Annotated in this window: 22 protein-coding genes and 1 pseudogene; 6 read left to right on the plus strand and 17 right to left on the minus strand. The window is 50.0% G+C overall.

The features are described from left to right. Positions 1-6: 6 nt before the first annotated feature. Positions 7-1,146: an alanine--glyoxylate aminotransferase family protein gene (locus HZB62_13095; protein ID MBI5076087.1), complete on the minus strand. Its 1,140-nt coding sequence runs from the start codon at positions 1,144-1,146 to the stop codon at positions 7-9. 187 nt (positions 1,147-1,333) lie between these two features. On the opposite strand from HZB62_13095, the gene HZB62_13100 reads away from it, so the two are divergent. From HZB62_13100 to HZB62_13110, 3 genes are all read left to right on the plus strand, one after another. Then, complete coding sequence (locus tag HZB62_13100; GenBank protein MBI5076088.1) at positions 1,334-2,803, plus strand: DegQ family serine endoprotease; 1,470 nt, start codon at positions 1,334-1,336, stop codon at positions 2,801-2,803. Positions 2,804-2,985: 182 nt separating this feature from the next. Next, positions 2,986-3,681: a 2-C-methyl-D-erythritol 4-phosphate cytidylyltransferase gene (ispD, locus tag HZB62_13105; GenBank protein MBI5076089.1), complete on the plus strand. Its 696-nt coding sequence runs from the start codon at positions 2,986-2,988 to the stop codon at positions 3,679-3,681. Next, a complete protein-coding gene (locus tag HZB62_13110) occupies positions 3,678-4,154 on the plus strand; it encodes a 2-C-methyl-D-erythritol 2,4-cyclodiphosphate synthase (GenBank protein ID MBI5076090.1) in 477 nt (158 codons plus the stop codon). The genes ispD and HZB62_13110 overlap by 4 nt, the downstream gene beginning before the upstream one ends. A 16-nt stretch (positions 4,155-4,170) precedes the next feature. Here the strand turns inward: HZB62_13110 and HZB62_13115 are convergent. Both HZB62_13115 and HZB62_13120 read right to left on the minus strand, forming a co-directional pair. After that, positions 4,171-4,473: pseudogene (locus tag HZB62_13115) on the minus strand (type II toxin-antitoxin system RelE/ParE family toxin). After that, on the minus strand, positions 4,473-4,715 hold the full coding sequence (locus HZB62_13120; protein MBI5076091.1) for a type II toxin-antitoxin system ParD family antitoxin: 243 nt from the start codon (positions 4,713-4,715) through the stop codon (positions 4,473-4,475). Before HZB62_13120 ends, HZB62_13115 begins: the two are co-directional and overlap by 1 nt. Before the next feature lie 160 nt (positions 4,716-4,875). Between HZB62_13120 and HZB62_13125 the strand changes: the two genes are divergently transcribed. Then, positions 4,876-5,208, plus strand: coding sequence for a hypothetical protein (locus HZB62_13125; GenBank protein MBI5076092.1), 333 nt, complete (start codon positions 4,876-4,878; stop codon positions 5,206-5,208). 37 nt (positions 5,209-5,245) lie between these two features. Here the strand turns inward: HZB62_13125 and recQ are convergent, their stop codons facing one another. The 4 genes from recQ to HZB62_13145 are packed head-to-tail and all read right to left on the minus strand — an operon-like array spanning position 5,246 to position 9,914. Then, positions 5,246-7,405: a DNA helicase RecQ gene (gene recQ, locus HZB62_13130; protein MBI5076093.1), complete on the minus strand. Its 2,160-nt coding sequence runs from the start codon at positions 7,403-7,405 to the stop codon at positions 5,246-5,248. Positions 7,406-7,459: 54 nt separating this feature from the next. Beyond that, complete coding sequence (locus HZB62_13135; GenBank protein MBI5076094.1) at positions 7,460-8,944, minus strand: ATP-binding protein; 1,485 nt, start codon at positions 8,942-8,944, stop codon at positions 7,460-7,462. A 4-nt stretch (positions 8,945-8,948) separates the two neighbouring features. Continuing rightward, positions 8,949-9,524 carry an HD domain-containing protein gene (locus HZB62_13140; GenBank protein ID MBI5076095.1) on the minus strand — a complete coding sequence of 192 codons (576 nt, stop codon included), beginning with the start codon at positions 9,522-9,524 and terminating at the stop codon, positions 8,949-8,951. Positions 9,525-9,548: 24 nt separating this feature from the next. Next, positions 9,549-9,914 (minus strand): HEAT repeat domain-containing protein, encoded by a 366-nt coding sequence (locus tag HZB62_13145; protein ID MBI5076096.1) that lies wholly within the window; start codon positions 9,912-9,914, stop codon positions 9,549-9,551. Between the two features lie 84 nt (positions 9,915-9,998). On the opposite strand from HZB62_13145, the gene HZB62_13150 reads away from it, so the two are divergent. Next, entirely contained in the window at positions 9,999-12,122 is a 2,124-nt protein-coding gene (locus tag HZB62_13150; GenBank protein ID MBI5076097.1) for a cysteine--tRNA ligase, read from the plus strand. A 144-nt stretch (positions 12,123-12,266) separates the two neighbouring features. On the opposite strand, the gene HZB62_13155 is transcribed toward HZB62_13150, so the two are convergent. Together HZB62_13155 and HZB62_13160 are read right to left on the minus strand one after the other, a co-directional pair. Continuing rightward, a complete protein-coding gene (locus tag HZB62_13155) occupies positions 12,267-13,463 on the minus strand; it encodes a hypothetical protein (protein MBI5076098.1) in 1,197 nt (398 codons plus the stop codon). Between the two features lie 425 nt (positions 13,464-13,888). Beyond that, a complete protein-coding gene (locus HZB62_13160; GenBank protein ID MBI5076099.1) occupies positions 13,889-15,457 on the minus strand; it encodes a GAF domain-containing protein in 1,569 nt (522 codons plus the stop codon). Between the two features lie 221 nt (positions 15,458-15,678). Between HZB62_13160 and HZB62_13165 the strand changes: the two genes are divergently transcribed. Next, positions 15,679-16,629 (plus strand): bifunctional riboflavin kinase/FAD synthetase, encoded by a 951-nt coding sequence (locus tag HZB62_13165; protein ID MBI5076100.1) that lies wholly within the window; start codon positions 15,679-15,681, stop codon positions 16,627-16,629. Between the two features lie 40 nt (positions 16,630-16,669). Here HZB62_13165 and HZB62_13170 read toward each other — a convergent pair whose 3' ends face one another. From HZB62_13170 to HZB62_13205, 8 genes are all read right to left on the minus strand, one after another. Then, a complete protein-coding gene (locus HZB62_13170; protein MBI5076101.1) occupies positions 16,670-17,071 on the minus strand; it encodes a hypothetical protein in 402 nt (133 codons plus the stop codon). Between the two features lie 191 nt (positions 17,072-17,262). Beyond that, a complete protein-coding gene (locus HZB62_13175; GenBank protein ID MBI5076102.1) occupies positions 17,263-17,463 on the minus strand; it encodes a hypothetical protein in 201 nt (66 codons plus the stop codon). A 218-nt stretch (positions 17,464-17,681) separates the two neighbouring features. Further along, positions 17,682-19,352 (minus strand): diguanylate cyclase, encoded by a 1,671-nt coding sequence (locus HZB62_13180; GenBank protein ID MBI5076103.1) that lies wholly within the window; start codon positions 19,350-19,352, stop codon positions 17,682-17,684. Positions 19,353-19,388: 36 nt separating this feature from the next. Beyond that, positions 19,389-21,140: a type II/IV secretion system protein gene (locus HZB62_13185; GenBank protein MBI5076104.1), complete on the minus strand. Its 1,752-nt coding sequence runs from the start codon at positions 21,138-21,140 to the stop codon at positions 19,389-19,391. Beyond that, positions 21,137-21,499 (minus strand): STAS domain-containing protein, encoded by a 363-nt coding sequence (locus tag HZB62_13190; GenBank protein ID MBI5076105.1) that lies wholly within the window; start codon positions 21,497-21,499, stop codon positions 21,137-21,139. The genes HZB62_13185 and HZB62_13190 overlap by 4 nt, the downstream gene beginning before the upstream one ends. Further along, a complete protein-coding gene (locus tag HZB62_13195) occupies positions 21,489-21,932 on the minus strand; it encodes an ATP-binding protein (GenBank protein MBI5076106.1) in 444 nt (147 codons plus the stop codon). The genes HZB62_13190 and HZB62_13195 overlap by 11 nt, the downstream gene beginning before the upstream one ends. Further along, on the minus strand, positions 21,932-23,086 hold the full coding sequence (locus HZB62_13200) for a SpoIIE family protein phosphatase (GenBank protein MBI5076107.1): 1,155 nt from the start codon (positions 23,084-23,086) through the stop codon (positions 21,932-21,934). Before HZB62_13200 ends, HZB62_13195 begins: the two co-directional genes overlap by 1 nt. After that, on the minus strand, positions 23,083-25,296 hold the full coding sequence (locus HZB62_13205; GenBank protein ID MBI5076108.1) for a hybrid sensor histidine kinase/response regulator: 2,214 nt from the start codon (positions 25,294-25,296) through the stop codon (positions 23,083-23,085). Before HZB62_13205 ends, HZB62_13200 begins: the two co-directional genes overlap by 4 nt. Positions 25,297-25,309 lie beyond the last annotated feature (13 nt).

The raw sequence follows: 25,309 nt of genomic DNA on the forward strand, positions 1-25,309 counted from the left end.
TCTCTCCTATACCATTAGTAATTCTTGAGCAGCGGCAACGCCCGTGCCGAGTTTGAGCGGATATCCCATGCCTTTGAGCACCATCTCAACACCCGCAATAGCTATGATCGTATCAAAGGTGCCGGCATAACCGAGATGGGCGATCCGGAATATCTTGCCCTTTGCCTGTCCCTGGCCGCCTGCTGCAGTTATGCCATATTTTACCCTGAGATTCTTGTATATCTCCTGGCCGTCAAAGTCCTTGGGCGCGCTGATAGCGGTGACAGCATTGCTGGGTGATTCCTTGGTGTACATCTCAAGACCGATTGCCTTTACGGCCGCACGCGTTGCGTGGGCAAGCCTTGCATGGCGGTTGAAAGCATTTTCGAGCCCCTCTGCCTGAAGCAGCCTCAGACATTCGTTCAGGCCGATGATCAAAGAGACCGGAGAAGTGAAATTAGTCTGGTTGTCCTTGAGCTTCTTCCTCTCTGCCGTGAAATTAAAGTAGAATTTCGGAGACTTTGAAGTCTCTGCGAACTTCCAGGCTTTTTCACTTACGCCGACAAAGGCAAGGCCAGGGGGAAGCATGAGGCCCTTCTGCGAGCCGCCGATAAGGACATCAATGCCCCACTCATCCATCTTAAGGTCGTGGGCAACAAGCGCGGAGATGGCGTCAACAACAAGAATAGTGTTGTCAAAGTTCTTTACCACCGAAGCTATGGCCTGAATATCATGATAGACGCCGGTCGAGGTCTCGGATGCCTGTACAAAGACACCCTTTATCGAAGGGTCTTTCTTAAGCGCTTTTTCAATATCTTCAGGTTTAACGGTATAGCCCCAGTCTATCTTGATCTCTTCCACGGAAAGGTTGTAGGCCTTGCAGATCTTGGTCCAGCGCTCTCCGAAGTTCCCGGCATTGATGACAAGCGCCTTGTCTCCGGGGGTGAAGAAGTTATTTACCGACCCGACCATGCCGCCGGTGCCGGTCGAGCAGATGATCAGAACATCGTTCTTGGTCTGATAAAGCCACTGAAGCCCTTTCTTTGCCGAATCGAGCACAGGCACGAAATCAGGGGCACGGTGATGAATGATAGGCATTGCCATGGCCAACAAGGCCTCCGGAGGAACCGGCGTCGGACCAGGCGCCAAGAGATAGCGTTTCATCATAAGAAACCTCCTAATATAAATTACAGGGATAAATTTTGGGACTGAAACAGGCAGAAAAGACGACAAAAAGCGATCCCAACCCCTGGATTCCCAAGTATTATGAGCTTTGAAAATTAGCATTAGAACAGGGTTTTTGTCAAGAATGGATACTTTACATCATGCAGGCAGACTATTATAATTATGAATCATGAAGAATAAAATCGGCATCGTAGTTCTTTTTCTGCTCATAGGCATTCTTATCGGCGGCGTTTCGTTCTATTTTCTTGAGAAGGTGACAGGCACCCATAAGGGCTATACGTCCTTTACCGCGCCGAATGTGCCGCGGCAGATCATCGATACGAGCAAGGCTTTTTCAGAGATCGCGGGCTCTATCTCGCCCTCTGTCGTGAACATATCAACAACAAAGGTCATGAAGAGAGAAGCAGGTCCGTCCCTTGAAGATCCCTTCTTTGACCTTTTGAATCCCTTTCGCAATTTCAAGATGCCTAAAAAATGGAAAGAGCAGAGCCTCGGCTCCGGGGTGATCGTAAGTGCAGACGGATATATCATTACCAATAATCATGTTGTTGAACAGGCAGATGAGATCAGGGTAACGCTCTTTGACAAACGTTCCTTCAAGGCAAAGATCATCGGGGCAGACACCAAAACAGATATCGCTATCGTGAAGATCGAGGCAGATAACCTCAGGGCTGCGCAATGGGGCGACTCGGACAAGCTGCAGGTCGGCGAGTTTGTGCTTGCAATCGGCAATCCCTATGGACTGAGCCATACGGTTACCATGGGTATCATTAGTGCTGTGGGAAGGGCCAATGTCGGCATAGCAGATTACGAGGACTTTATCCAGACAGATGCGGCCATCAACCCCGGTAATTCAGGCGGCCCGCTTGTGAATATCAGGGGTGAGCTCATAGGTGTCAATACAGCGATCTTTTCGCGGTCCGGCGGGTACCAGGGCATTGGGTTTGCCGTGCCGAGCAATATGACCCGTCTTGTGATGAACCAGCTTGTTGATAAAGGGAAGGTGACGCGGGGCTGGCTCGGTGTGACGATCCAGGAACTGACGCCTGAGCTTTCTCAGAAGTTCGGACTGAAGAGTGAGAAAGGTGCACTGGTTGGAGATATTGCCAAGGGAAGTCCTGCTGAAAAATCGGGCATGAAAAGGGGCGACATCATCCTTGAATATAACGGCAAGAAGATATCTGACGTGGGGAATCTCCGGAACATGGTTGCCCAGAGCAAGGTCGGCAGCGAGATACCGATCACTATTTTGCGGGGCGGAAAGGAATACGCCGTTAAAGTGTTGATCGTAGAGCTACCAAAGGATATTGCAGAGGCAGCCCCGGGGAATGTTCCTGAAGACTCAAATTTTGAAGGGCTATCCGGATTGACTGCCATGGAACTCTCCCGGGAGATCGCCCGGCAGCTCGGACTCCACAAGGATGAGAAGGGTGTTGTTGTAGTCCGGGTCGAAACAGGAAGCCCTGCTGAAGAGGCGGGTATTCGCAAGGGAGATGTGATCCAGGAAATTGACAGAAAGCGGATCGAAGGACTGAACGATTACAATAAGGCTGTAGCAGGGATAAAACCGGGAGATGCGGCACTCCTTTTCGTCAACCGGGGGGGCAAAAAGTTTTACGTGACGATCAAATCCTCTTAACATTAAGGACGCCATAGATAATGCTCACTCATTTAAAAAATCTCCCCTTGCCCCTCTTTGCCAAAGAGGGGCAATATCCCTCCCTTTGGCAAAGGGAGGTTAGGAGGGATTTTACAACACTTTCCGATTACTTATGATCTTGTTACTTCAAATATATTTGCTTCTGTTCAGTAGGTGCTTCCATGAAGTATAACGTAGTAGCAATCGTCCCTTCCGCAGGACTTGGAAGAAGGTTCGGAGAGAACAAGAATAAGCCGTTCGAGACCTTGGGCAACAAGCCTGTTCTGCTATGGGCACTCGAAACCCTCGAGGAGATGTCTGAGATTTCAGAGATCATCCCTGTGCTCAAGGAGGCTGACATCCAGGCAGGTGAAGAACTCTTTGAGCGCTACAAGATCACAAAAGTGAAACGCATAGCTCCGGGCGGCAAGGAACGGCAGGATTCTGTCTATAACGGACTTCAGCTTATACAGGACAGAGGATCGATTGTCCTTATCCATGACGGGGCAAGGCCCTTTCTTGAACCAGAGACAGTGCTGAAAGCGCTCGGGGCATTATCAGGATGCGATGGTGTTGTGATCGGTGTGCCGCCTAAAGATACAATAAAAGAGACAGGGGGAGAATTGATCCGGCAGACATTGCAGCGGGATACGCTCATTGCTGTACAGACGCCCCAGATCTTCTTCTATCAGCCGCTCCTTTCTGCCTATGAAAAGGCAGTAAAGGATTCTTTTTATGCAACTGATGATGCTGCGCTTGTTGAGAGCAACGGGGGCAGGATCAGGGCAGTAAGAGGGGAATATACAAATATCAAGATTACAACGCCGGAAGACCTTGTGATCGCTGAAGCATTTCTGAAGATGTGGGGTAAACAATGAGGATCGGCACGGGATATGACTCGCACCGTTTTGCGGAAGGTAGGAAGCTTATTATTGGCGGCGTTGAGATACCCCATGAAAGAGGGCTGCTCGGCCATTCAGATGCTGACGTGCTCTGTCATGCCATTACTGATGCAATTATAGGTGCACTCGGTCTTGGAGATATAGGGGCTCATTTCCCTGACACTGATCCGAAGTGGAAAGATGCCGTGAGCATCGAACTGCTGAAATCTATTGTGGAGCTGGCAGAAGTGAAGGGGTACACTATTGCGTGGATCGACTCAACTATTATTACGGAAAGGCCGAAGCTCGCCCCTTATATCGAAAAGATGAAGGCAGCTATAGCGCAGACCGGCATCCCGGCAGAACAGATCAATATTAAAGCAAAGACGAACGAGGGCATGGGATTTATCGGCAGAGGCGAAGGGATCGCAGCCCAAGCTATCTGCCTGCTTGAGAAGGAGCGTCCCTGACTGAAGCATCAGAGTCTTACGGGACAGCAAGCCGTGCTTCTATGTCCATACGTCCGTGAAGAACGCGGACAATCTCTATCGTATCAATAAGCGTTTGACGGTAAAAAATCACATGACTGCCAGCGTTGAGTTTACGGTAGCCCTCCAGAATCTCGTTTCAGTCCTTTCCTTGAAGAGGATTGGTAGCCAACTGATGAAAACAGACATCCAGCATGGTTAGATACTGATCGCGCTGTTCGCGTCCCCAATGCTCCTGTGTATAACGGCCTATCTTTATCAAATCGATCTTGGCCTTATTTGTGATGGTAAAAGAGGGCATTACTTGAGCCCACCGTCATCAAGCTCATCAATTAAACCCTTGAGGGAATAGACGGCTTTTCCGCTTTCCTCCCCCTCGACAAGTGCGCGACGTAACAGGGATAGTTTGGTTTCCCGTTCCTCCAATAGCCGGAGTCCGGCCCGTATTGCTTCACTGGTTGAACCAAAACGGCCCTGAGCGACCTGCTGAGAAATAAATTGTTCATAGTGTGCGCCTATCGTTACGCTGGTATTTTTTTGCATATTCAACCTCCATCCTCGCCAAGATTGATATTATCATATAATATTTATTGGTATAAATAAAGACAGAAGGCTTACCTGCTTACAGCTCTAATGACCTTCAAGGCGAGGCGGAGGCGAGGCATTCTCAAGGGCGGTGTAGTTTGCGTTTGCTGCCAACCTCATGACAATGACCTTTTACGACTGGTCAAAGCGGGACTGGCTCGGAATAGAGGCAATAAAGGATTTGAAAACCTATAGAGGCAACAGAGCGATAGGACGCTTCACGGCATGGATTTTAAAAAGAAGCGATTCTATGATTTCTCTTTTTCTGTCGCTTCACTATGATCCTTTCACCACAACCGCTTACCTGCGTAAAGGAAAGTTCAACGGCATGGGCAAAAGAGACTGGACAGTTTTCATGGGCAGCCTGCTCTTATCCAACATCTACTGGAAATTGGCCTGCTACATCGGAATCTCGCTGGTTGAGTGGGCCTGGAAAGCTGTTGCAGGATGAACAGAACCGGCTATCGTATGATGGACAGATGCTGTAATTAATATTTTTCTCGCTGCATCCATGCCCTGACAATCCTGGCTTCTTCATAATTTACTTTCCCGTCAAAATGCTCAATGACCGGCCCTAATGCTGATAAATCTGAAGACTGGAAGAATTCTGTGATTTCAGCCCGTGTTACAGGGTCAACAAGGCGATCAATGTCTATATCTCTGCCACTACGGATAAGCTGGTCAAAGTGCAGGGCGATGGTGGCAGTGGCAAGTTTCCTATATTTTGCAATATCATCGAGCGACATTCCGCCCATAAACAATGCATATGTTTCCTCGAAAGTTTCGCCCTTTTTGCTTTTGGATTGCTTCGTTCGAGTTTGTTCTGGAAAATCATTGATATGCTCATCCGCTTTCTGTGCGCTGGGATTTTCTCTTAAATACTCTCTGACGACAGAGATGAATGATGCGCCGTACTGTTCAAGTTTCTGATCCCCGACTCCGTTTATTCGCCTCATCTCCTGCAGCGATTCAGGCAAGTTACAGCTGATTTCACGCAGGGTCTTGTCCGAAAAGATGATATAGGGAGGCACATTATTGGTTGATGCTATTTCCTTTCTCCGAAGGCGCAGCTTAACAAACAGAGCCTCGTCATATTCAACAGAATGCGTATCTGAACTGTGTTTGGTTTTTGGTTCAGTATGTCTGCTTATGGCAGCTGCCTCTGCCTTCCCATACAAAACGTCTGAGCCCTTTGGAGTGAGCTTCAATATTGGATACGGATGTCCTTCCTGTATGAGCATCTCCTGGGCAAGAAGTTCATTGATTAGAAACCGCCAGTGCTGCTTGTTTTTATCCTTCCCGGCCCCAAAGGTCTTTATCTCATTATGCCTCAGCTCCCAAACCTTCTTTGTGTCTGCACCTGACACAATATCACTGATATGACCAGCGCCGAATCTTTGACCGGTCCGGGAGACTGCAGACATGATGATCTGCGCATCCTTTGTGATATCAGTCCTTTGGACTACACCTGTGCATATGTCGCACGTTCTGCAATTGTCTTCCTGGTAGGTCTCGCCGAAAAAACCGAGAAGCCGCCTTCTTCTGCAGACTGCATGCTCTGCATATTCAACAACTTTGTTCAGCTTTTCGATCGCAATTGTGCGCTCAATATCGTCCGGCATCATGTCGATAAAATATCGAATCTTTGGTATGTCACCCCTGCTGAAAAAGAGAAGGCAATGCGCCGGGTCACTGTCGCGGCCTGCACGACCGGTCTCCTGATAATAATTCTCGATATTCTTTGGCAGATCAGCATGGATTACAAAACGAACATTCGATTTATCAATGCCCATGCCAAAGGCGATGGTCGCAACAATCACCTGTATTTCATCGCGGCTGAAGGCATCCTGGTGATTATTTCGCTCCATAGAGGACAGACCTGCATGGTAGGGGAGGGCCTTGATTCCATGAGACGAAAGAAACTCAGCCATTTCCATAACAGAGTCCCTTGTTGTCCGATATATAATGCCGGACTCCCCCTTGCGGCTCTGCAGAAACTCCAATATCTGCAGATTTACCTTTGTTTTTGGCCTCACCTCATAGAAGAGATTGGATCTGTTGAAAGAGGCTCGCACGATAAAGGGCGATCTGAGACCGAGCTTGCCTATGATATCTTCCTGTACCTTCGAAGTCGCAGTTGCAGTAAAGGCAGCAATAGGCACATCCGAAAACTCATTCGGGATAACAGACAGTCCGAGATAGTCAGGCCTGAAGTCATGGCCCCATTCTGATATGCAATGGGCCTCATCAATGGCAAAGAGCGAAAGAGTAAGGCCTCTCAGAAACTGAAGAAATTCCGGCATAGCAAAACGCTCTGGCGCGATATAGAGCAGCTTTGTCTTGCACTGTTTCAGAGAGATGCAGGCATCTGTGATCTCCTTCTGTGACATTGAGCTGTTGATGAATGCTGCTGATATTCCATTTTCCCGGGCAGCGTCAACCTGGTCTTTCATAAGTGCGATAAGAGGGCTGATGACAACGGCAGTTCCTTCAAGCATCTTTGACGGAAGCTGATAGCAGAGTGACTTTCCTCCCCCGGTCGGCATAACGGCAAAAACATCACGGCGCGCCATGATGTTTTTGATGATCTCTTCCTGGTTGGGCCGAAATGCCTCAAATCCGAAGACTGTTCTTAATGCTTCATTCATTGTGTTTGTATTGTTAGCGTATTTGAGATCAACAGTATTTTACAGCAAGTATTTTTATTCCGTCTTTTCCACAAATGCATCTTTCAGGAGCCTGCTCTGTCTCTCAAATGCCTGACGGGGATTTTTTGAGTCCTTCATCAGTGCGATCTCCTGAGTAATAAGCCTTGCCAGATTCAGGGTATGGGTATCGGCCTTTGAAGATTCACGACGGTACAATGGGTGGTCTTTGTTGATATAAATGGTAGTCTCTTCAGTGAATACTTCAGGCCCCTCTTCTCCAAAACCATCAACAATACAAGAGACGCCGTACTGACCGAACTTCATCTTCTTGATTACTGCGTTGGGAGTGAGTTTTTTTACAGTTGGTCTCTTCTTCCTCTTCTTCTTTTCAGGCGAAATGGTTTCTGTGCCTGATTCAGGCTTGACAGTCTGAGCTGCAGGTTCCCCTGGTTTTTCAGAGAGTAGCCCTGCAGAACCGATGCCTTTTCCGGCTTCATCAGCTATGGGCAGGGCGCCAAAAGGAGACAGTTCCGGATTCCTGGAAAGAGACTTGTATATGCGCTGCAGGGCCTCATTGAGCGCGCGGCTTACGACCCGGCCCTCACTCTTTGCACTTAAACGATGTAATACTTTTTTGGCTTCCTCAATAGCCTTTTCCATAACAGAGATAAATGCAATGTATTCAGGCGAGTCTTTGATAAATCCTGTGCGGTCACTGGTGATTGGAAGAAAATCAGCATTAACCTCACCTCTGACCCTGGACATAATCCTTCCCCATGTCTCCATGCCGAAGAGTTCGCGCCGCACTGTCACCTGTTTCACCTTTATCTCGATTCCGAGATCATTTATTGAGGCCATGGTCTGGGGCAGGATTATTATCTCTCCATGCACAGGTCCGAAGAAAGTGCCTTCCAGAAAAGGGATCCTGTGGCCTGAAAGGCTCCGGGGTGTTATGGTGTGGCTGTTAAGCCTGACCCTGAATTGGGGAGCCTTAAGCGGCGTACCTTCAATGATCTTCGCTTCTATGTCAAGGAGTTCGAACCGTCTGTTCATGCCGGTCAGCATTACCGTTGTGCCGTCTTCTTTCCTGAAATCAGCAGGCAGTATCTCAAGAGGCAGGTTCCATGCATTGTCTGCCTTTTCCCATTCTTTCTTGTCAAATACAATCCTGCCGACAAAATCTCCTTTTTTTGTGAGAACTTCGAACCGTTCGCATGCCGAAAGGCTTGCAAATTTCCCGATGCCGAACATGCCAATTCGGTCACGGTGATGAACGGGGGATTTTGAAGTATGGAGCTTCTGCTGGGAGCCTATATTAAAATACTGCTTCAATCCTTCACGGTCCATGCCTGAGCCATTGTCTCTTATCTCGATGCTGTCTTCGGATACGGTGATCTCTACAAGGGTTGCATCTGCATCATAGGCATTGTTTACGATCTCGCGGATAAATTCGATGCTTTCTGAATAGAGACGCTCTCCAATAGTTATGATATGGCTTTTGTCGACCCTGACCTCTATGAATTCCATATCTGCAGACATGAGACTATTCCTTATTCCCTTTCACCCACCAGTCGCTCTTGTCTGAAAACCACCAAAGCGATGAGTCTGTTTCGAGTATGGTATTGGCAAGTTCGCGGGCAATATCCGTTTTCAGTCTTTTGAGCGCAAAGATAAGCCATTCGTCTGCGTAGGTATTGCCGAGGTCTTTATGTTCCTTGAGGGCCACGATCATTTCGAGCTGATCCGCATCATACGCCAGTTTTGCCTCCAGGCTCTCGCCCTTCATGAACTCGAATATCAACTCTCTGATCTCATCACCAAAGGGAAGCGTGTCTGCAAGATCATTGACCGCCTTTTCCTCGTCAGCCTTTACATATTTTTTATTGACGTAATTCAGATCCCCTGTCCTGGCCTCAGGAAGATCGTGAAACAGGCACATCTTGAGAAGTTTGTCATGATCTGCATCCTTTGCAAGGTGGGCGAGAGCAAACCCGATGTACGCAGTCCTGAATATATGTTCCGCAACTGACTCGGATCCTGATCCCAGAAACTGGAACCCGGTCCTTGGTGCGCGCTTGAGCATGCCGGCTTCAAAAAGAAAGTTTGCAATACGTTTCATCATAACTCCGTAATAAAGGGATTCCTATTGAGTCTGTATCTGGGCAATAGCTTCCTGTGCAATGATCCTGACACCCTCATGCATATCCAGGAGGCACTGTTGAAGAAACGGGAGCGAACCCTTGTCACCGATAATGCCGATAAGGTTTGCCGCATCACCCCGCACAACCGCTTCGGAGCTGGCAAGAAGAGGCAGCAGATTTTTCTGGGCGCGAATGACATTAACAGGATCAAGCCTCTTCAGTTCTTCCATCAGGGCCGTAATGCCGACCCTTACTCTGACGCGCTCGTCCTGTATCAAGGTCCCGATAAGGTCATAAAGCGAGCTGTCATGCCGGAACATGTCAATGATGTTGTCAAGAAACCCGTTCTCCATATAATCTGCGATCATCTGCCGAAGATCTGATTGCGGGCTGATCTGCATGAAGAATAATAGCACAGCGGTTCTGTTTTTTATGTATAATACGCTCTAAACATGGGCTTCTGGAGGGATATAAGACAGGACTACAAGGCAGTTTTCGAGAGAGACCCTGCTGCACGGAACAGCCTTGAGGTCATCCTTGCCTATCCCGGGTTTCATGCCATTTTCATGCATAGAATAAACCATATTCTCTGGAACGCCGGCATTCCGGTCATCCCAAGACTGCTCTCTCATGCTGCGCGGCTGCTTACCGGGATCGAGATCCATCCGGCGGCAAAATTAGGCGCAGGTTTTTTTATAGACCATGGCATGGGGGTCGTGATCGGCGAGACCGCAGAGGTGGGTGAGAACTGCCTTCTTTATCAGGGAGTAACCCTCGGCGGTACCGGCAAGGAAAAGGACAAGCGTCATCCTACACTCGGCAATAACGTGACCGTTGGCGCAGGGGCCAAGATATTGGGTGCCATAGAGATCGGCAATAACGCCGTCATAGGCGCCAACTCGGTGATCCTGAAGCCTGTGCCTGACAATGCCATATGTGTTGGCGTGCCGGGCAGGATCACCAGGAAGAAGATCATAAGGATGACGACCGAAGACGGGCTTGTTGAGGTAATGGACTATTTTCCTGACCCGATGAACGAAAAGATAAAGGACCTTGAAGCCCGGATTTCAGAGATTGCCAAAAAAATGGAGACTCCTCAGAGTGATAGGCAAAAAGGAGGCAGGATGAAGCTTTATAATACCCTGAGCGGCAAGAAAGAGGATTTTGTCCCGGTAACGCCAGGGCAGGTGAAGATGTATGTTTGCGGAATAACCGTGTATGACCATTGCCACATTGGTCATGCGCGGAGCTCCATTATATTTGATATCATGCGCCGGTATCTTGCGTACAGGGGATACCATGTTACGTTCGTAAAGAACTTCACTGATATCGATGACAAGATCATCAACCGGGCGAAACAGGAAGGCATTGCCTGGAACGAGGTTGCAGAAAAATATATCGCTGAATATTATCAGGACATGGATCAGCTCGGCGTGGGCAGGGCTGACATTGAACCAAAGGCGACCGAGCATATTCAGGAGATCATCGACATTACCAAAGGCCTTGTGGACAAAGGGTATGCCTATGCTGTGGATGGAGATGTCTATTTCCAGATAGAAAAGTTCAGTGATTATGGAAAGCTTTCAAAGCGCGATCTTGATGATATGATCGCAGGTGCACGGGTGGATGTTAATGAGCGCAAGAGAAACCCGATGGATTTCGCCCTCTGGAAGGCATCGAAAGAAGGAGAGCCGTCCTGGGACAGCCCCTGGGGGCCCGGCAGACCAGGGTGGCATATAGAATGTTCTGCCATGTCAAGGAAGCATCTCGGCGATACGTTCGATATTCATGGTGGTGGTGCTGACCTTACATTCCCGCACCATGAAAATGAGATCGCCCAGTCAGAGGCATTTACCGGCAAGCCGTTCTCAAAATACTGGGTGCATAATGGCTTCATCACCGTGGATAAGGAGAAGATGTCAAAGTCTCTTGGCAACTTCTTTACCATCAAGGAGATCCTTTCAAAGTTTGACCCCGAGCCGGTAAGGTTCTTTCTGCTTTCAACCCACTACCGGAGCCCTATCGAATTTTCCGATGAACAGCTGAGAGAGGCCGAGGCATCAATAGACCGGTATTATACTACTGGGCTCCGTGTGCGTGATTTCCTTGTTCAGGATCATACAAAGGAAAAGGCAGGCACAGAAGAAAAGACATTCGAGGAGATGTCGGGCCACTTCAGGAACAAAGTTACGGAAGCCATGGACGATGACTTCAATACGGCACTTGCGATCGGCAATATCTTCGAACTGATCCGCATGCTGAATAAATATCTCGATGGAAAACCGGCAGGCTCAAAGGCAGTTGCTCTCGTAACAGGAGCAGAAGAACTCCTTAAGGAAGCCGGCAGTATCCTCAATATTTTCGGTCGTACGCCTGAGGGATGGAACAAGGCGCTGATGAAATTCAGGTGTCCTGATATGACCGAAGAACTTATTCTTGCGAAGATCGCTGAACGGAAAAAGGCGCGTGAGGCGAAAGACTGGGCAGCGGCAGACCTGATCCGAAAGGAGCTTGAAGATAAAGGGGTGGTACTGGAAGACAAGAAGGAAGGCACTGTCTGGAAGGTTAAGGTGTAGTTCCGTTCAAATAAAATAGTGTCGACCGCATTTGGCAAATCAATCGCAGATCCATAAAGAACGATGCCCCGCAGATTATCGCGGGGCATCGTTCTTTGCTCATATACGTCGGGACGTCACAAAGACCTGGCAAAAAACAATTATTCAGTAATAAAAACCGAACTGTCCGACCGAGACAACTAATATATTGAGGGCGCCGGCAGTAGTCCCGATGGGGTTGTTGTAGATATTGTAGACGACATTAAAGTAGTTGGGGTTCATTAGGCCCTCCCCGCCGGTAAATCCATCAAAATGCCCCCATACGCCGAGCACGTGGCCCATCTCATGTTCGGCAATTGCCGACTCATAATTTCCCCTTGTTGCATCGTTACAGGCAGTAGAACCGAGGTTAACATAATAGAGGCCTGTCATGACGCCTGCTGCATCGAATTCATAGTTAACGCCTGCACCCCCCGGGACATTGCTCACATTGCCGCAGCCGGGAGAGACGCCATCTGAGGCAACGGCAACTCCCTCCACAAAGACCACGCCGTTGGTCGGAGTTCCCGTGACCCGTTTAAATGTTATCAATCCCCCGGATAACTTCTCGTATCTGGTTAACGCCTGTTCGACTCTCGCAATGTTGTTCGTGTTTACCTCGATAGGCGTATCCCATCGGGCTATATGGCCTGGGTTTTGGTTAGGGGCGTTTATGTTGACATCGATTACCTGCTGACGTATCTGCGCTGCGCTCCATGTAGTGGGGACGGGAGATAATTTGTCATTTATGCTGTCTTTATCCGTTGACGCAGGCAGAAAATTTATGTCAGGAGCCATGTCAACACGGCCAGGGGCCACATCAGCGATGTCTTCTACTGTGGCGCCTGGCGCCATGACCGACACATACAGCCTGTAGTTAAAAACAGTTACGTTGCTCAAGTGAGAAAGGGCAGAAAGCGGAATCGTAACGTCCATACCATCAGACAGGAACGTAACAGGCACGGAGGCGTCCTTTATACGTTGGGTGGCGCCCGTCAGGCGCATGACTGCTGCACTTGAACCATACAGGGTTGATCCCATATAAATGTAATAGTCGATACCAAGACCGTCCTGATTCTTGCCAGTGGTCTTCTGGTCGGCATCTACAGCTATTGTTACAATATCTTTGGCCTTGTCAAATGAGCCGGACTTGAACCTGATATTGAAGGTAACGTTAGTAGCATCGACTATAGTCTTTACATCCACAATGTCAGGTGATATGGGCGTATTGACGGAAATGCTTGCGTCTCCCGGAGGGTCTGTAACATGACCGGTTACCGTGGTTGCATCATTGCCACTGCCTCCACCATTACTATCACCCACGCTGCCCTCATCACCACTGCAACCGAAGAGGGAACCGATTATAAACGCAAGAAGACACAATTTAAACAAACCGCTCTTTTTCATAACTCCTCCCTTTTTATGAATCCATTATCACTCGACGCCTGCTCATCCATGTCGATAAACAGACCCCCTCAGTTTCACACGACACCATAGAGCATAAGTTGTTTTTCTGCAATTCCCTTGTTGATAGAGCTATAGGACAGAATATAATATATCCTTATAATTATAATTTTATGAAAATTGTCGGGTTTGTCAATAGAATAAAGCAGGGTCCAAATCGGCAAACATTTCAGGAAATCTGCGCAAGTGAATTTGGCTATGAAAGACTTTAAACAAAGAAGAAGGTGATCAAGAGAGAAGTGCTGACTTTCTGTCCAATCGAAAGAAGGGTGTTATTGCATCTGTCAGTCGGTATTTGCAGAATGGAGTTTTTCATACATCCGTGCGTTTTCGATAGCAATGCCGCACTGCTCTGCAAGGGCCAGCGTAAAATCGATCTCGTCCTGACTGAAGGTCCTGTGAACATTTGTAAGCAGTCTGAGCACACCGATCACCTTTCCTTTCGCTATGATGGGTAAAGCAAGGACGCTCTTGATCCCTTCTGCCTCTGTCTCTTTCTTATACGTTATCCGCGTGTCGGTCATCACATCATAGATGGCAACAGGATTTTCGTTTAAGGCCTCCCGGATGTTCTCCTCAGTATCAACGGGGCCCCTGCGCAGATATTGCTCTGACAGACCGTGAGATGCTTCAAGGACCAGTTTCAGACCGGTATCGTCAAGAAGCCGTATGGTCGCCGCCTTCAGCCTCATGACCGCAGGGATCATCCTCACGACCGTATTTAAGACCTCTTTCACGTTAAGTGTTGAACTGATCGTCTTCGTGACCGCCTTGAAGATATCAAGATACTCCCGTTCGCGCGAGACGCTCTTTTCGAAATGGCGGGCATTCATGATCGCAATGGCTGCCTGTTCAGCAATGGCAGCCAGAAACTTCAGGTCTTCGTCAGAATAATCCAGAGGTTCTGCAGTGTACATTCTGAGCACGCCGATCACTTCATCCTTGAACCGAAGCGGTATCGAGAGGATCGTACGAATGCCCTCTTTCTCCGCCTCTTGCCGGTATTTTGATGACCTGTCTTCTGTGATGTCATAGATCGAGACCGGCTTGCCTGCAAGGGCATCGTCAATGGAACGGTCATATTCGACCGGGCCTTTATTTACATAGCTTTCACTCAAACCGCAATGGGCAGCGATCTCGAGCTGGTTCTTTTCTCTGTTAAGGAGTCTCACGAGGCTCGCCTTCATGTTCATCACCCTGACCACATGCGTAACAATGAGGTTCAGGACCTCGTCAACAGACAGGCTGGTGCTGATCGCCTTGCAGACATTCTGGTAACTCTCCAGATAAATACGTTTCGAGAATATCTTCTCTGCGCAGACAGGACAGATAGAGTGCGTGAAATCACCGAAGCCCTGCTCCGTGAGATAGGCCTCAAGCTGCTCCCACGTCTGATCATCATGCCGTATCTTCTTGCACCATCCGCAGATCGGGACCAGGCGATCGAGTTTCTGAATCTTCAGCTGAAACGGCCTGAGTGCCGTAAACTGTGAAATATCCCTGAATGTGATGATAATGCCTTCCGGCTTGCTGTCCCTGAGCATCCGGGAAACCGTGCCTTCCACGAGGGCCCTGCTGCCGTCCCTGAGCCTCAGGAAAATATTCATATGTCGCGGCTCATTCGTCACAGCAAAGGAAGAGATAAGGTCGCAGAGGGCGTTCCCCTCCTCATCTTCAAATCTGACCGCCTCATCATGACAGGATCTTCCCAGCAGTTCATCAGCAGACCAGCCGGTTATCGCCTCTGCGCCTTTATTCCAGCATGTAATCTTTCCGTCAAGGGTCACCAGACAGATCCCGTCTGCCATCTGCTCAATGATCTGTTGATATGTTTTCTGTTTTCTGTCAAACATAAATATCTGTAATAATTGATACGTAGAAGTTTTTCACATCTTTCTATGTTACCCCTCCTTACCAAGGAGGGGTATGGGGAGGTTTTGAATAATTTTCCGATACCCCACCCAACCTCCCCTTGGAAAGGGGGGGAGATATTATATCCCAGCCAAAGCAGTGCGAAAAGCATTATAATTATACATGAGTTTGTCAGAATCATTCGACGGGCACCTGGAGATCTATGCTGCTCATAACTGATCTCAGCAAAATTACCCGTCCCTTTACCAACAGCGTTATAACACTGGGCAACTTTGACGGCATACACCTTGGCCACCAGGAACTTGTCCGTATGGTCATGAAACGGGCGCAGGAGATTCAGGGCCAGAGCATGGTCGTCACCTTCAGGCCCCATCCCTTGAAGATCCTGGCGCCGGATAAATGCCCGCCCCTTATCAGCATCTATGAAGAGAAGATCGAGCTGTTCAGAAAGTTGGGTATTGATGTGCTGGTCAAAATACCCTTCTCGCTTCATTTCGCTGAAATGACGCCGCGGGAATTTGTAAAGAAGATCCTCTGCGATCTCCTCGGCACAAAAGAGATCTTTGTTGGATGCAACTACCGTTTTGGCAAGGGAAGAGAAGGCACTACAGAAACCCTGAAACAGATGGGTGAGGAATTCGACTTTAAGGTGAACGAGGTGGAGCAGATCTTCCTGAAGAGCGAACTGATCAGCAGCACCAAGATCAGGCAGTTGCTGAGCACCGGAGAGGTCGAGCATGCAGCAGAACTGTTAGGCAGACCTTATGCCATAACCGGCATTGTGATAAAGGGTGACAGCAGGGGAAAGACCCTCGGGTTCCCGACCGCGAACATTGCCTCAAAACACGCGATCATACCTGCAGACGGGGTGTACGCAGTAAAGCTGTCTGCCCGGGATACCTGCCATGACGGCATCGTCAATATCGGCCTTAGACCCACGTTTGACACAAAATCCCTTGCTATCGAAGTACATATCTTTGACTTTAATGAAGACCTGTACGGCGAAGAGGTGACCATCTTTTTCATTAAAAAGCTGCGGAAAGAAAAGAAGTTTGATTCCGCTGATGCGCTGATCGCTCAGATCGGCAAGGATATTGCCGAAGCAAAAACAGTCCTCGCAGAAAATCCTGACTGCGTTGACCTGAGCCTCTGAAGTTTGACAAGGCAGTTCAGTTTTTTTGCCAACCCTCTGCTTACAAAGCTGGCTCCACAGACAAGACGTTGACTGTCGACGTGATGGCTTTTGCTACTGCTGAATCCTCTGTCGAGCCGCCGTACCGATCGCACATTCGTTTTATGAGTGTTGTCTCAAAGCTGCCGTAATGGATCAAGACAGGGTTCTCGATTCGCGACAATATGCAGAGGAAGTCGCGCCATATTATTACCTTGTCGGCCCACAGGCTGTGCTGAATAATCCCCTCAGAAGTTTTGAAGCGAACGCCGATAAGATAATAAGAATCGCGATCCGGAAGTCCCTCTACATCGATAAATATCGGAGCAATGGTAAGATCGTCCCTCTCAATATTACCCAATATTCGTTTGAGTGCTTCTTTACGGTAGAACTGGCTCTGTTTTTCCGCCCACTGAGAATACATGTTGCCAGCGGCTTCTTCGCCCTGAAAGCGAAACCAGCATTTGGAAGGGCATTTAAGATAGGCTGCAAAAATGTCTGAGGTAATTATCACGGATATCACGGATATTATTTTGATGGAGAATAGTCATTCAATCTCGGCGCGCATCTATACCGGCGGAAATGATGGGGCCAATTCAAAGAATTGGAGAGGGATTACCGTTTTTTCCTTATTCCCGTCACGATCTCATGAATATCCATATCTTTGAGCCACTGGTTTCGCTCTTTGGTGTAATCTCCAAGTCCTGTCTCGAATTGCTGCAGGAAACGCACCATTCCAATCGGGCCAAGTTTTTTCGCAACTGCTTCCAGCCCGGCTTTTCGTATAACAGCCGGGCTCATAGTCAGTGTACTCATTTCATTCTGCCCTGAGTCTGATCATCGAATGGGCGGTTCAAACAGCAGACATCGAGATATATTCTCATATTTATAATATTAACAGATGATTACGATGGCTGCAAACTGCAACAAGCCGTAGAGTCGTTTCTTGTAGGAGCTTAATATTACCCCTGTCAAGGGACCGGTAGCGGATTGCCTTGGAGATGTGGCTTGCGGAGATCTCATGTGGCTATGTATTATCCGGCTGAAGGGGCTTCGCCTGCACTCGCGTAGACCACGCAGTTTCGTCCTGTCCGCTTGGCCTCATACAGGGCCTTGTCCGCCTCGCTGATCAGGGCAGTGCCGGTCATCCCAGCTTCCGGGTGGGCGATGCCGCAGCTGAAGGTGACATTAAAAGTGATGCCCTCGCAGGTGTGACAGATCTTTGAGAAATCCTCCCTCAGTTCGTTCAATATCTTCTTCGCGGTCTGCACGTCGGTATCGGTGAGAATGACTGCGAACTCTTCTCCGCCGAAACGACCCACGATATCTGTTGTTCTCAGTCGCTGCTTCAGCAGGCGGGAAAGACTTTTGAGGACCTGGTCACCAACCGGATGCCCGTACGTGTCGTTCACGGACTTGAAGTGGTCTATGTCGATCAGGGCAAAGGAGAGTTCTGTCTTTTGTCTGAAAAAGCGTGAAACCTCAACGTCCAATTGTTCTTTGGTCCTTGTATGATTGAGCAGCCCTGTGAGGCCATCATACAGCATAAAGGACCGCAGAGTGCGGTACCGGTCTGCCCGCAGCGTGACCGACGTGATCAGGCGGGCCGGCTGGATCGGCTTGGTAAGAAAATCATCGCCTCCGCGGCCCATTGCAGCAAGCTGCCGGTCTACATCCGTTTCCGAGGACAGGAAAACTATAGGAATGTCGATGTAAGTCTCGTCCTGACGTATCAACTTGGCCAGTTCCATGCCGCTGCAGCCCGGCATATACACATCCATCAGGATAAGTTCCGGTCTGAAGTCGACCATGTTCTCCAGCACCTGCATGGGATCCGTGACAACGGCTGCTTTCATGCCTGCCTGCAGCAGCACGGTTGCATGAAAGTCGGCCAGGAGCGGATCGTCGTCTACGATGAGGATGCGAAACGGGACACTGGGTCTGCGGGCTGTCATGATATCGAGCCTGTCGACCAACCGCCCGACATTCACCGGCTTCACGAAATAGGCGTCTCCGCCAGAGCGCGCTGCCTCAAGTCTCCCGCTGAAATCAGAGCGATCAGAAAGGAAAACAACGGGGATCGGCGCTCCGCATCTCTGCTGAAGCTGAGCAACCACGTTTGCGCCGGCATGCCGATCTTCAAGGAATAACAGGTCCATGATGATAAGCAGCGGCATAGACGCTCTCAGCGCCTCCATGAGATCGACAAACGTACTGAAAACAGCTACCTTGTATCCATAACAGCGAAGTTGAAGGGCAAGGCTGTCAATATACAGGAGGTCGTTGTCGACCATAAAAACAGTATCGTTGTCTGAGCAGACAGGGGAAGGAACCTGCGCAACCGCCTGCTGCGTGACCGTTGACACTGCGTCATCTGCGCAGGCAGCCCTGAGCACTCCTAACTGTTCACTAATCTCTGCCAGCAGATCAGCAGTCGGGATCCTGCTGTCCTTAATGCCTGTTCTGAGCGATGCCTCCATGCTTTTTGCCGCAGACCGTATTGCGGAGAAGCCAAAAGTGCCTGCAGTGCCGGCCATTGTGTGGACCATGCGGGCAATGGTTTCAGCCCGTGTCTGATCATACCCATCCTGGCGCAGGCCATTCAGGGCCTCTTCAATCTCCCGGATCTTTTCGGGCAACTGTTCGGAAAAAACCTTCCGCAGCCCCTTCAGCTTTTCCTGAACCGCATCGCTCGGATGTGTCATGACCTTGCTGTCATTACAGAACAGAAGACGCCTGTTTCATGAAAGTTCGGAATCCTTCAGAATTTCTTCAACCGATTTCATCTTGTAATCACCGCGGGGCAGGTGCTGCATTTCGCCAAGCGTGGTGACCCCTGTGAGGAAGAGCCGAAGACCCTCCTCAAAGATCATATTCACATTGTCTTTTTCCCTGGCCGTTGTGGCGATCACATCAGTTGATTTATTCCGATGAATAAGCTCGCGTATATCCGGGGTGACCGCGATCAGTTCATAAACCCCCTGCCTTCCCCGGTAACCTGTTTTACGGCACATATCGCAGCCTTTTCCTCTGCGCATGCTGAACTGTTGAGGATTTTTCAGGATCTCGCTGATAACCTCATTGTCAATGCCGATATCTGCCAGCTCAACCTTTGTCGGAATATGTTCTTCCGCACAGTTCGTGCAGACCTTGCGGATAAGCCGCTGGTTCAGGGAGGAGACGGTTGTGGAGGAGACAAGAAAGTGCTCGACACCGATATCGATAAGTCGTGCGAACGAGCTTGCTGCATTGTCGGTATGGAGGGTCGTAAAGACGCGGTGACCGGTCAGGGCTGCCTGTGTTGCAATCTCGGCTGTTTCACGGTCTCTCACCTCGCCGATCAGGATGACATCAGGGTCTTGCCGCATGATCGCCCGCAGTGCCCGGGTGTACGTGTACCCGGCTGCAGGAATGAGCGAGCTCTGGTTGATATATCCACCTGCCTGGTATTCAACAGGATCCTCTACCGTGACCACACTGATGCCGACCGAGCTGATCTCGTTGATCACCGCGTGCAGGGTTGTCGTCTTCCCGCTGCCGGTCGGTCCGGTTACGATATTGATTCCGCTGGGGTGTCTTACGCACCGCCGGTATTTCAGCTCCATCCGCGGCGACATCTTGAGGTCTCTGATGCGGCCGATATAAGCGGCCTTATCCTTGTCAAAAATCCTCATAACGATCTTCTCACCAAAGATCGAGGGGAGCGTTGATACGCGGCAGTCCACAATGTGACTGTCAAACGTGCCGGTAATGGCGCCGTCCTGCGGAAGCCTCCGCTCCTCGATCTTCATGTTCGAATTGGCAGCGCTTGCCATTACCTTGATCCTTGTGGAAACGGACGGATGCATTTCTATCGGATACACTGAAACGACCTCCAGGATACCGTCCACCCGCATCCGGACAAAGACCTCCTTGGGGTGAGGATCAATATGGATATCACTTGCCCCAAGCCTCACCGCAGTCTGCAGCATGCCGTTCACGAGCGATGTCGGATCGCCTTTCTGCATCGAGAACTTCTCGATCTTGATATCGGTCTTGATCGCGTAAAGCTTCGCAATGCCGCCTTCGATTGCGGCTATGGTTGCCAGCACCGGATTTACCCGGCATTCTGTTATGGAAGCGACCTCGTTGATGATCTCCTCATCAAAGGGATTGGCCATGGCAAGGGTAAGTTCCCGCAGGTCTTCGTCAATGATCTGATAGATCGGCAGGACTTTCTGCTTCTCGCATATCTCCAGCGGCAGCACTCTTGACAGCGCACGGTCCACGATCTGGTAATCGTTCTCTGCAATATTCAGAAAATCGACCCCAAGGTGCTTGCTGAGGGTGTCGAGCATGACATGTTCGCTCACGAATTTGAGTCTGACCAGCATCTCACCAAGAGGCAGGGAATGGGCCTGCATCTTCTTCAGAGCCTCTTCAAGCTGAGCAGTAGTGATGATCTTCTTTTCGATCAGGATCTCGCCAAGCTTGGTCGATTCGTTCATCTTCATGACTGCCTCCCGCTTAACGCTGCGCTCTTCAGGAATTTTATGGCATCAAGCCGCGTACCTGCCATGTTCAGCTTCTGGTCAGCCCGGGTAACACGAAAGACCTTTGCTACGGTCTCGTTTGGCTTTGTGCAGACGAGACTCCCTTTTTTCTCATTGAATGCTTTATGAACAGCCATGCAGGCCCCAAGGCCGGAACTGTCCATGAAGGTCACCTTGCTCAGTTCAAGGATCACGAAAAGAAAGTTCTTCTCAAGCAGCTTCCCCATCTGGGCCTTGAGTTCCTCTGCCGTACTCGCTACAAGATCCCCGGCCACGTCAGCCACTACGAAATCCCCCTCCATGCTGATACTAATCTCCATCTGTTCGATCCTCCTTTGTTATCATGTTTTTTTCGAGCGTCAGAATATTTCTGCCTTCACGATATTCGTATGTTACAGAGTCTGTCATCTCCGCTATCAGCGCCCTGCCGAATCCGCCCTCGGGCAGTTCTTCATCTGCATCGAGATCAGGAAAAGCAGCACTGGCGGTAGGGTCGAATTGTTCCCCTGCCGTGATCAAACGGAAAACAAGGCTCTGCTCCCTTGCAATCACCTCGACCTCCACTTCCTCTGTCCCTGAATGTTCTACTGCATTATTCATCGCCTCGGTGGCGGCCAGCAGCAGTTCGTCCGTAAGTGTGTCTGATCCTGGCTGCAGATAATGTTCCCTGCAGGCATTATGTACTGCAACACGTGCCGAGTCAACATTCTCAAAAACCGGCTTGAATCTCAGGGAAATGATCCTCTCATCCATCAAACAGGTATCCGTTTTATGATGAAAAGAGTCAGGTCGTCCGAAAACTCATTGCTGCAGAATGTCTCGACCGTCTGCACGATCTTATTGATCGTGGCGCCAATCGGCAGGTCGTCCCGCAGGAGGGATTCCAGTCCTTCTTCGCCGAATTCCAGGCCGGCACGGCTTCTCGCCTCGGTAAGGCCGTCGGTATACAGCACAAGGCCGGTACCCGGAGAAAAAACCGGCGTAGTGGCCTCCCACCTGTCTTCCGGGTCCCACCCAAGTACAGAACCTGTGGAGTCTATGCGAGTGACATCTTTCCCCCTCACGATAAAGACGGGATTGTGGCCCGCAGAGACAATGAGAAGTTCATCCCTGGAGCGGTCAAAAACACCGTAGAGCAGCGTCAGAAACATGCCGCTGTCACTCACAATATCACAGATCATCCTGTTCGCAGCCCTGACGATCTCCCGGGGGTCGCTTAACGTATGGCCGAGAGATTGGAGAATGCCCTTGCTCACTGCCATGATCAGGGCAGATGAAGTACTGTGACCGGATACGTCGCCGATCAGAAAGTGTATCCTGCCGCTATTTTCCCATGCATCGAAAAAATCTCCGCCGATCTTGTCTGACGGCCGGTAAAATGACCCTACTTCGAAACCGGGGAAATGGAGAGCCCCCGGCAGGATATTCTTCTGAACCTTCTGTGCAAGGGCCTTCTCATCTTCGAGTTTTTCGTTTCTGCGCGCGAGTTCCTCCAGAAGCTGCTGGTTCTGTTTCCTGAGAAAGTGCTTTTCGAGGGCCTTTTCCACAGATATGCCGATAGTGTCCTGGATATTTTCGTCTTTCAGGATATAATCACTGGCCCCTGTTTTCATGGCCTGAATAGCGGTTGTGATCTCGCTGTTGCCGGTTAGGATGATGATCGGCACGTCGTGCCCTGCAGTACGGACAGCATTGATCAGGCCCAGGCCATCCATCTCAGGCATGTTCATGTCCGAGACGATAAGGCTGATAGCATCGCCGGAACCGAACTTTTTTAATGCCTCGGCACCATGTTCGGCTGTCTCGACGATATATCCCTCATCCTGCAGGATCATCGCGATCATCTCCCGTACAAGCGGGTCGTCATCAGCCACCAGTATGGTCACATGTTCATTCTTTGGTCTCATATATCCTTTCCTTTTCCGATGAGATTCTGCACAGTGTCAACGAGGTTGCTTTGATCGAACGAACCTTTGACAATATATGCGTTTGCGCCGACACGTATCCCGCGACGCTTGTCCTCTTCCTTTTCCCTCGATGTGACGATAATGACCGGGACGTCTTTATACGAGTTGTCTGATCTCAGGCGCTCGGTGAGCGAAAAACCATCAAGACGCGGCATTTCAACATCAGTGATGACCAGATCGTATTTCGATCGTCCTGCCAGTTCGATGGCCTCCATGCCATCTCCGGCAATGGTCACCCGGTACCCATACGCCTCAAGAATGCTCTTTTCGATCTCGCGTGTATTGATGGAGTCATCTACGACCAGAATATTGACCTCCTGTCCGACAGGCTCCTCTGTCAGGCTTGCCGGCCGGACCGCGCCTGCATTTCTGGCAGCCTCCATGACTGCCGGTATATTCAGGATGTTGATGATCTCGTTCCTTCCGGATATGGTGACTCCTGCAACAAGCCTGACCCTCTGAAGGTGGTCTGGCAAAGGTTTGATCACCATGTCTTCCTCATCCAAAATGGCATCTGCAATAAAGCCCATCTTCTCGGAACCGACCTGCGCGATCAAAATGAGAAGCCTTTCTGCCTTTGTATCCCTTTCTCTGCCGATGTTCAGAACAGAATCCAGTTCAGCGACCGGAATGAGTTCTTCACGCAGCCGCAACGCCTTCCGACCGACAACATCAATGATCTCAGCCGCCTTTGCCTTGATGATCTCAACCACATAGTGCGTGGCAATGCCGAACCTCATCCCCTGACAGGAAACGAGAAGGATACGCATAATTGCCAGTGACATCGGAAGTCTTATGGAAAATCTGCTCCCAACGCCCTCCCGGGTATTGATCTGTATGGTCCCCTTCAGATCTTCGACAATGTTTCTCTTCACCACATCCATGCCCACGCCCCTGCCTGAGATGTCGGTGATGATCCCGCTGGTGCTGAAACCGGGCAGGAAGATCAGGTCAAGCAGCGCCTCCTGCGGCATGCTGTCCAGAGCGGCTGCATCGAAAAGCTTCCGTACAAGAGCCTTTTCCTTTATCTTTTCTGCCGAAATCCCTGAACCGTCGTCGAACAGTTCAATAAGGATATTCCCGGCGTCATAGGCTGCAGACAACCGCACTTTTCCCCTTGGAGCTTTCCCGGCCTTCTGACGGACCTGGGGTTCTTCAATGCCATGGTCGATCGAATTTCTGAGCATATGCACAAGAGGGTCGCTCAATTTCTCGATCATTTTTTTGTCAAGCTCGATCCCGCTGCCTTCGACCTCAAAGTCCACGTCCTTGCCGAGAGCGTTCGAGATGTCGCGGACAAGCCTGTGGAGAGGATCGAATACCGCAGAAAGAGGTATCATCCGGAGCATCAGGGCCTTTTCCTGGAACTCGCTGGTAAGAATGTCCTGCAATGACTTGTCCTGCCGCATTACAGAAAGGAGCTGTTTCAGTCCCAAATGCAGAGACCGGGCATTGACAAGAGATGGCCCGTCACAGACCCGGGAACATATATCCAGAGTCCGCTTGGCCTCCCTCTCAAGAGAGCTGAGGTCCATGATGCGCTGTTTGAGCTTGTTCTGGTGTGATACGACCTCTCCCATCAGCCGTATCAGGTCGTCGAGCTTTTCGGATTTCACCCGAATGCTCTCAGAGACGGCCGGCTTTGCCTGCTGCGCAGTGGCCGGCTTAAGGCTCTCTGCCTGGACAAGGGGCTCTGCCTCGCAGACAGCCGCCTCATTTCCCTCTTGAGCTTTGCTGCCTGCTGCGGAAGGCTCAGAGGAAAATGTGCCCCCGGCAGCCAGAGCAAGGGCCTCACAGAGGGAGACATTGTCCATGGTGATCTGTTCTCCGGCAGAGACATTCTGTATCATGCCCGCTAAAGCATCAACAGCCCTGAACAGAAGGCCTGCAAGCTCCCGGGTATGGGCGATCCGCTTTTCGCGCAACGCCCCAAGTGCATCCTCCAGTTTATGAGCCACATCGGTTATGGCGGTCAGCTTCAGCATGCGCGAGGAACCCTTGATGGTATGTGCAGCCCGGAAGATCGCGTTGATATTTTCCTCGTCGCCAGGGGTCTTTTCAAGCCTGACGAGTCCCTGATTGAGAGCCTCAATATGGTCGCGGGCCTCTTCTACAAACCTGGCGATGAATTTTGCGACGTCGAATGCCATCTCTATCTCCCTG

This window comes from Nitrospirota bacterium (assembly GCA_016214855.1).
In the GTDB taxonomy this organism is placed as follows: Bacteria; Nitrospirota; Thermodesulfovibrionia; order Thermodesulfovibrionales; family UBA6898; genus UBA6898.

Coding starts and splice junctions, on each gene's coding strand:
- HZB62_13160 (MBI5076099.1), bottom strand. CDS start 15,457: ATGTTTGACAGAAAACAGAAAACATATCAACAGATCATTGAGCAGATG.
- HZB62_13180 (MBI5076103.1), bottom strand. CDS start 19,352: ATGACACATCCGAGCGATGCGGTTCAGGAAAAGCTGAAGGGGCTGCGG.
- recQ (MBI5076093.1), bottom strand. CDS start 7,405: ATGAATGAAGCATTAAGAACAGTCTTCGGATTTGAGGCATTTCGGCCC.
- HZB62_13095 (MBI5076087.1), bottom strand. CDS start 1,146: ATGATGAAACGCTATCTCTTGGCGCCTGGTCCGACGCCGGTTCCTCCG.
- HZB62_13165 (MBI5076100.1), top strand. CDS start 15,679: ATGCTGCTCATAACTGATCTCAGCAAAATTACCCGTCCCTTTACCAAC.
- HZB62_13185 (MBI5076104.1), bottom strand. CDS start 21,140: ATGAAGATGAACGAATCGACCAAGCTTGGCGAGATCCTGATCGAAAAG.
- HZB62_13140 (MBI5076095.1), bottom strand. CDS start 9,524: ATGAAACGTATTGCAAACTTTCTTTTTGAAGCCGGCATGCTCAAGCGC.
- HZB62_13175 (MBI5076102.1), bottom strand. CDS start 17,463: ATGAGTACACTGACTATGAGCCCGGCTGTTATACGAAAAGCCGGGCTG.
- HZB62_13150 (MBI5076097.1), top strand. CDS start 9,999: ATGGGCTTCTGGAGGGATATAAGACAGGACTACAAGGCAGTTTTCGAG.
- HZB62_13145 (MBI5076096.1), bottom strand. CDS start 9,914: ATGATCGCAGATTATATGGAGAACGGGTTTCTTGACAACATCATTGAC.
- HZB62_13100 (MBI5076088.1), top strand. CDS start 1,334: ATGAAGAATAAAATCGGCATCGTAGTTCTTTTTCTGCTCATAGGCATT.
- HZB62_13110 (MBI5076090.1), top strand. CDS start 3,678: ATGAGGATCGGCACGGGATATGACTCGCACCGTTTTGCGGAAGGTAGG.
- HZB62_13205 (MBI5076108.1), bottom strand. CDS start 25,296: ATGGCATTCGACGTCGCAAAATTCATCGCCAGGTTTGTAGAAGAGGCC.
- ispD (MBI5076089.1), top strand. CDS start 2,986: ATGAAGTATAACGTAGTAGCAATCGTCCCTTCCGCAGGACTTGGAAGA.
- HZB62_13170 (MBI5076101.1), bottom strand. CDS start 17,071: ATGTATTCTCAGTGGGCGGAAAAACAGAGCCAGTTCTACCGTAAAGAA.
- HZB62_13135 (MBI5076094.1), bottom strand. CDS start 8,944: ATGTCTGCAGATATGGAATTCATAGAGGTCAGGGTCGACAAAAGCCAT.
- HZB62_13190 (MBI5076105.1), bottom strand. CDS start 21,499: ATGGAGATTAGTATCAGCATGGAGGGGGATTTCGTAGTGGCTGACGTG.
- HZB62_13195 (MBI5076106.1), bottom strand. CDS start 21,932: ATGGATGAGAGGATCATTTCCCTGAGATTCAAGCCGGTTTTTGAGAAT.
- HZB62_13125 (MBI5076092.1), top strand. CDS start 4,876: ATGACAATGACCTTTTACGACTGGTCAAAGCGGGACTGGCTCGGAATA.
- HZB62_13200 (MBI5076107.1), bottom strand. CDS start 23,086: ATGAGACCAAAGAATGAACATGTGACCATACTGGTGGCTGATGACGAC.
- HZB62_13120 (MBI5076091.1), bottom strand. CDS start 4,715: ATGCAAAAAAATACCAGCGTAACGATAGGCGCACACTATGAACAATTT.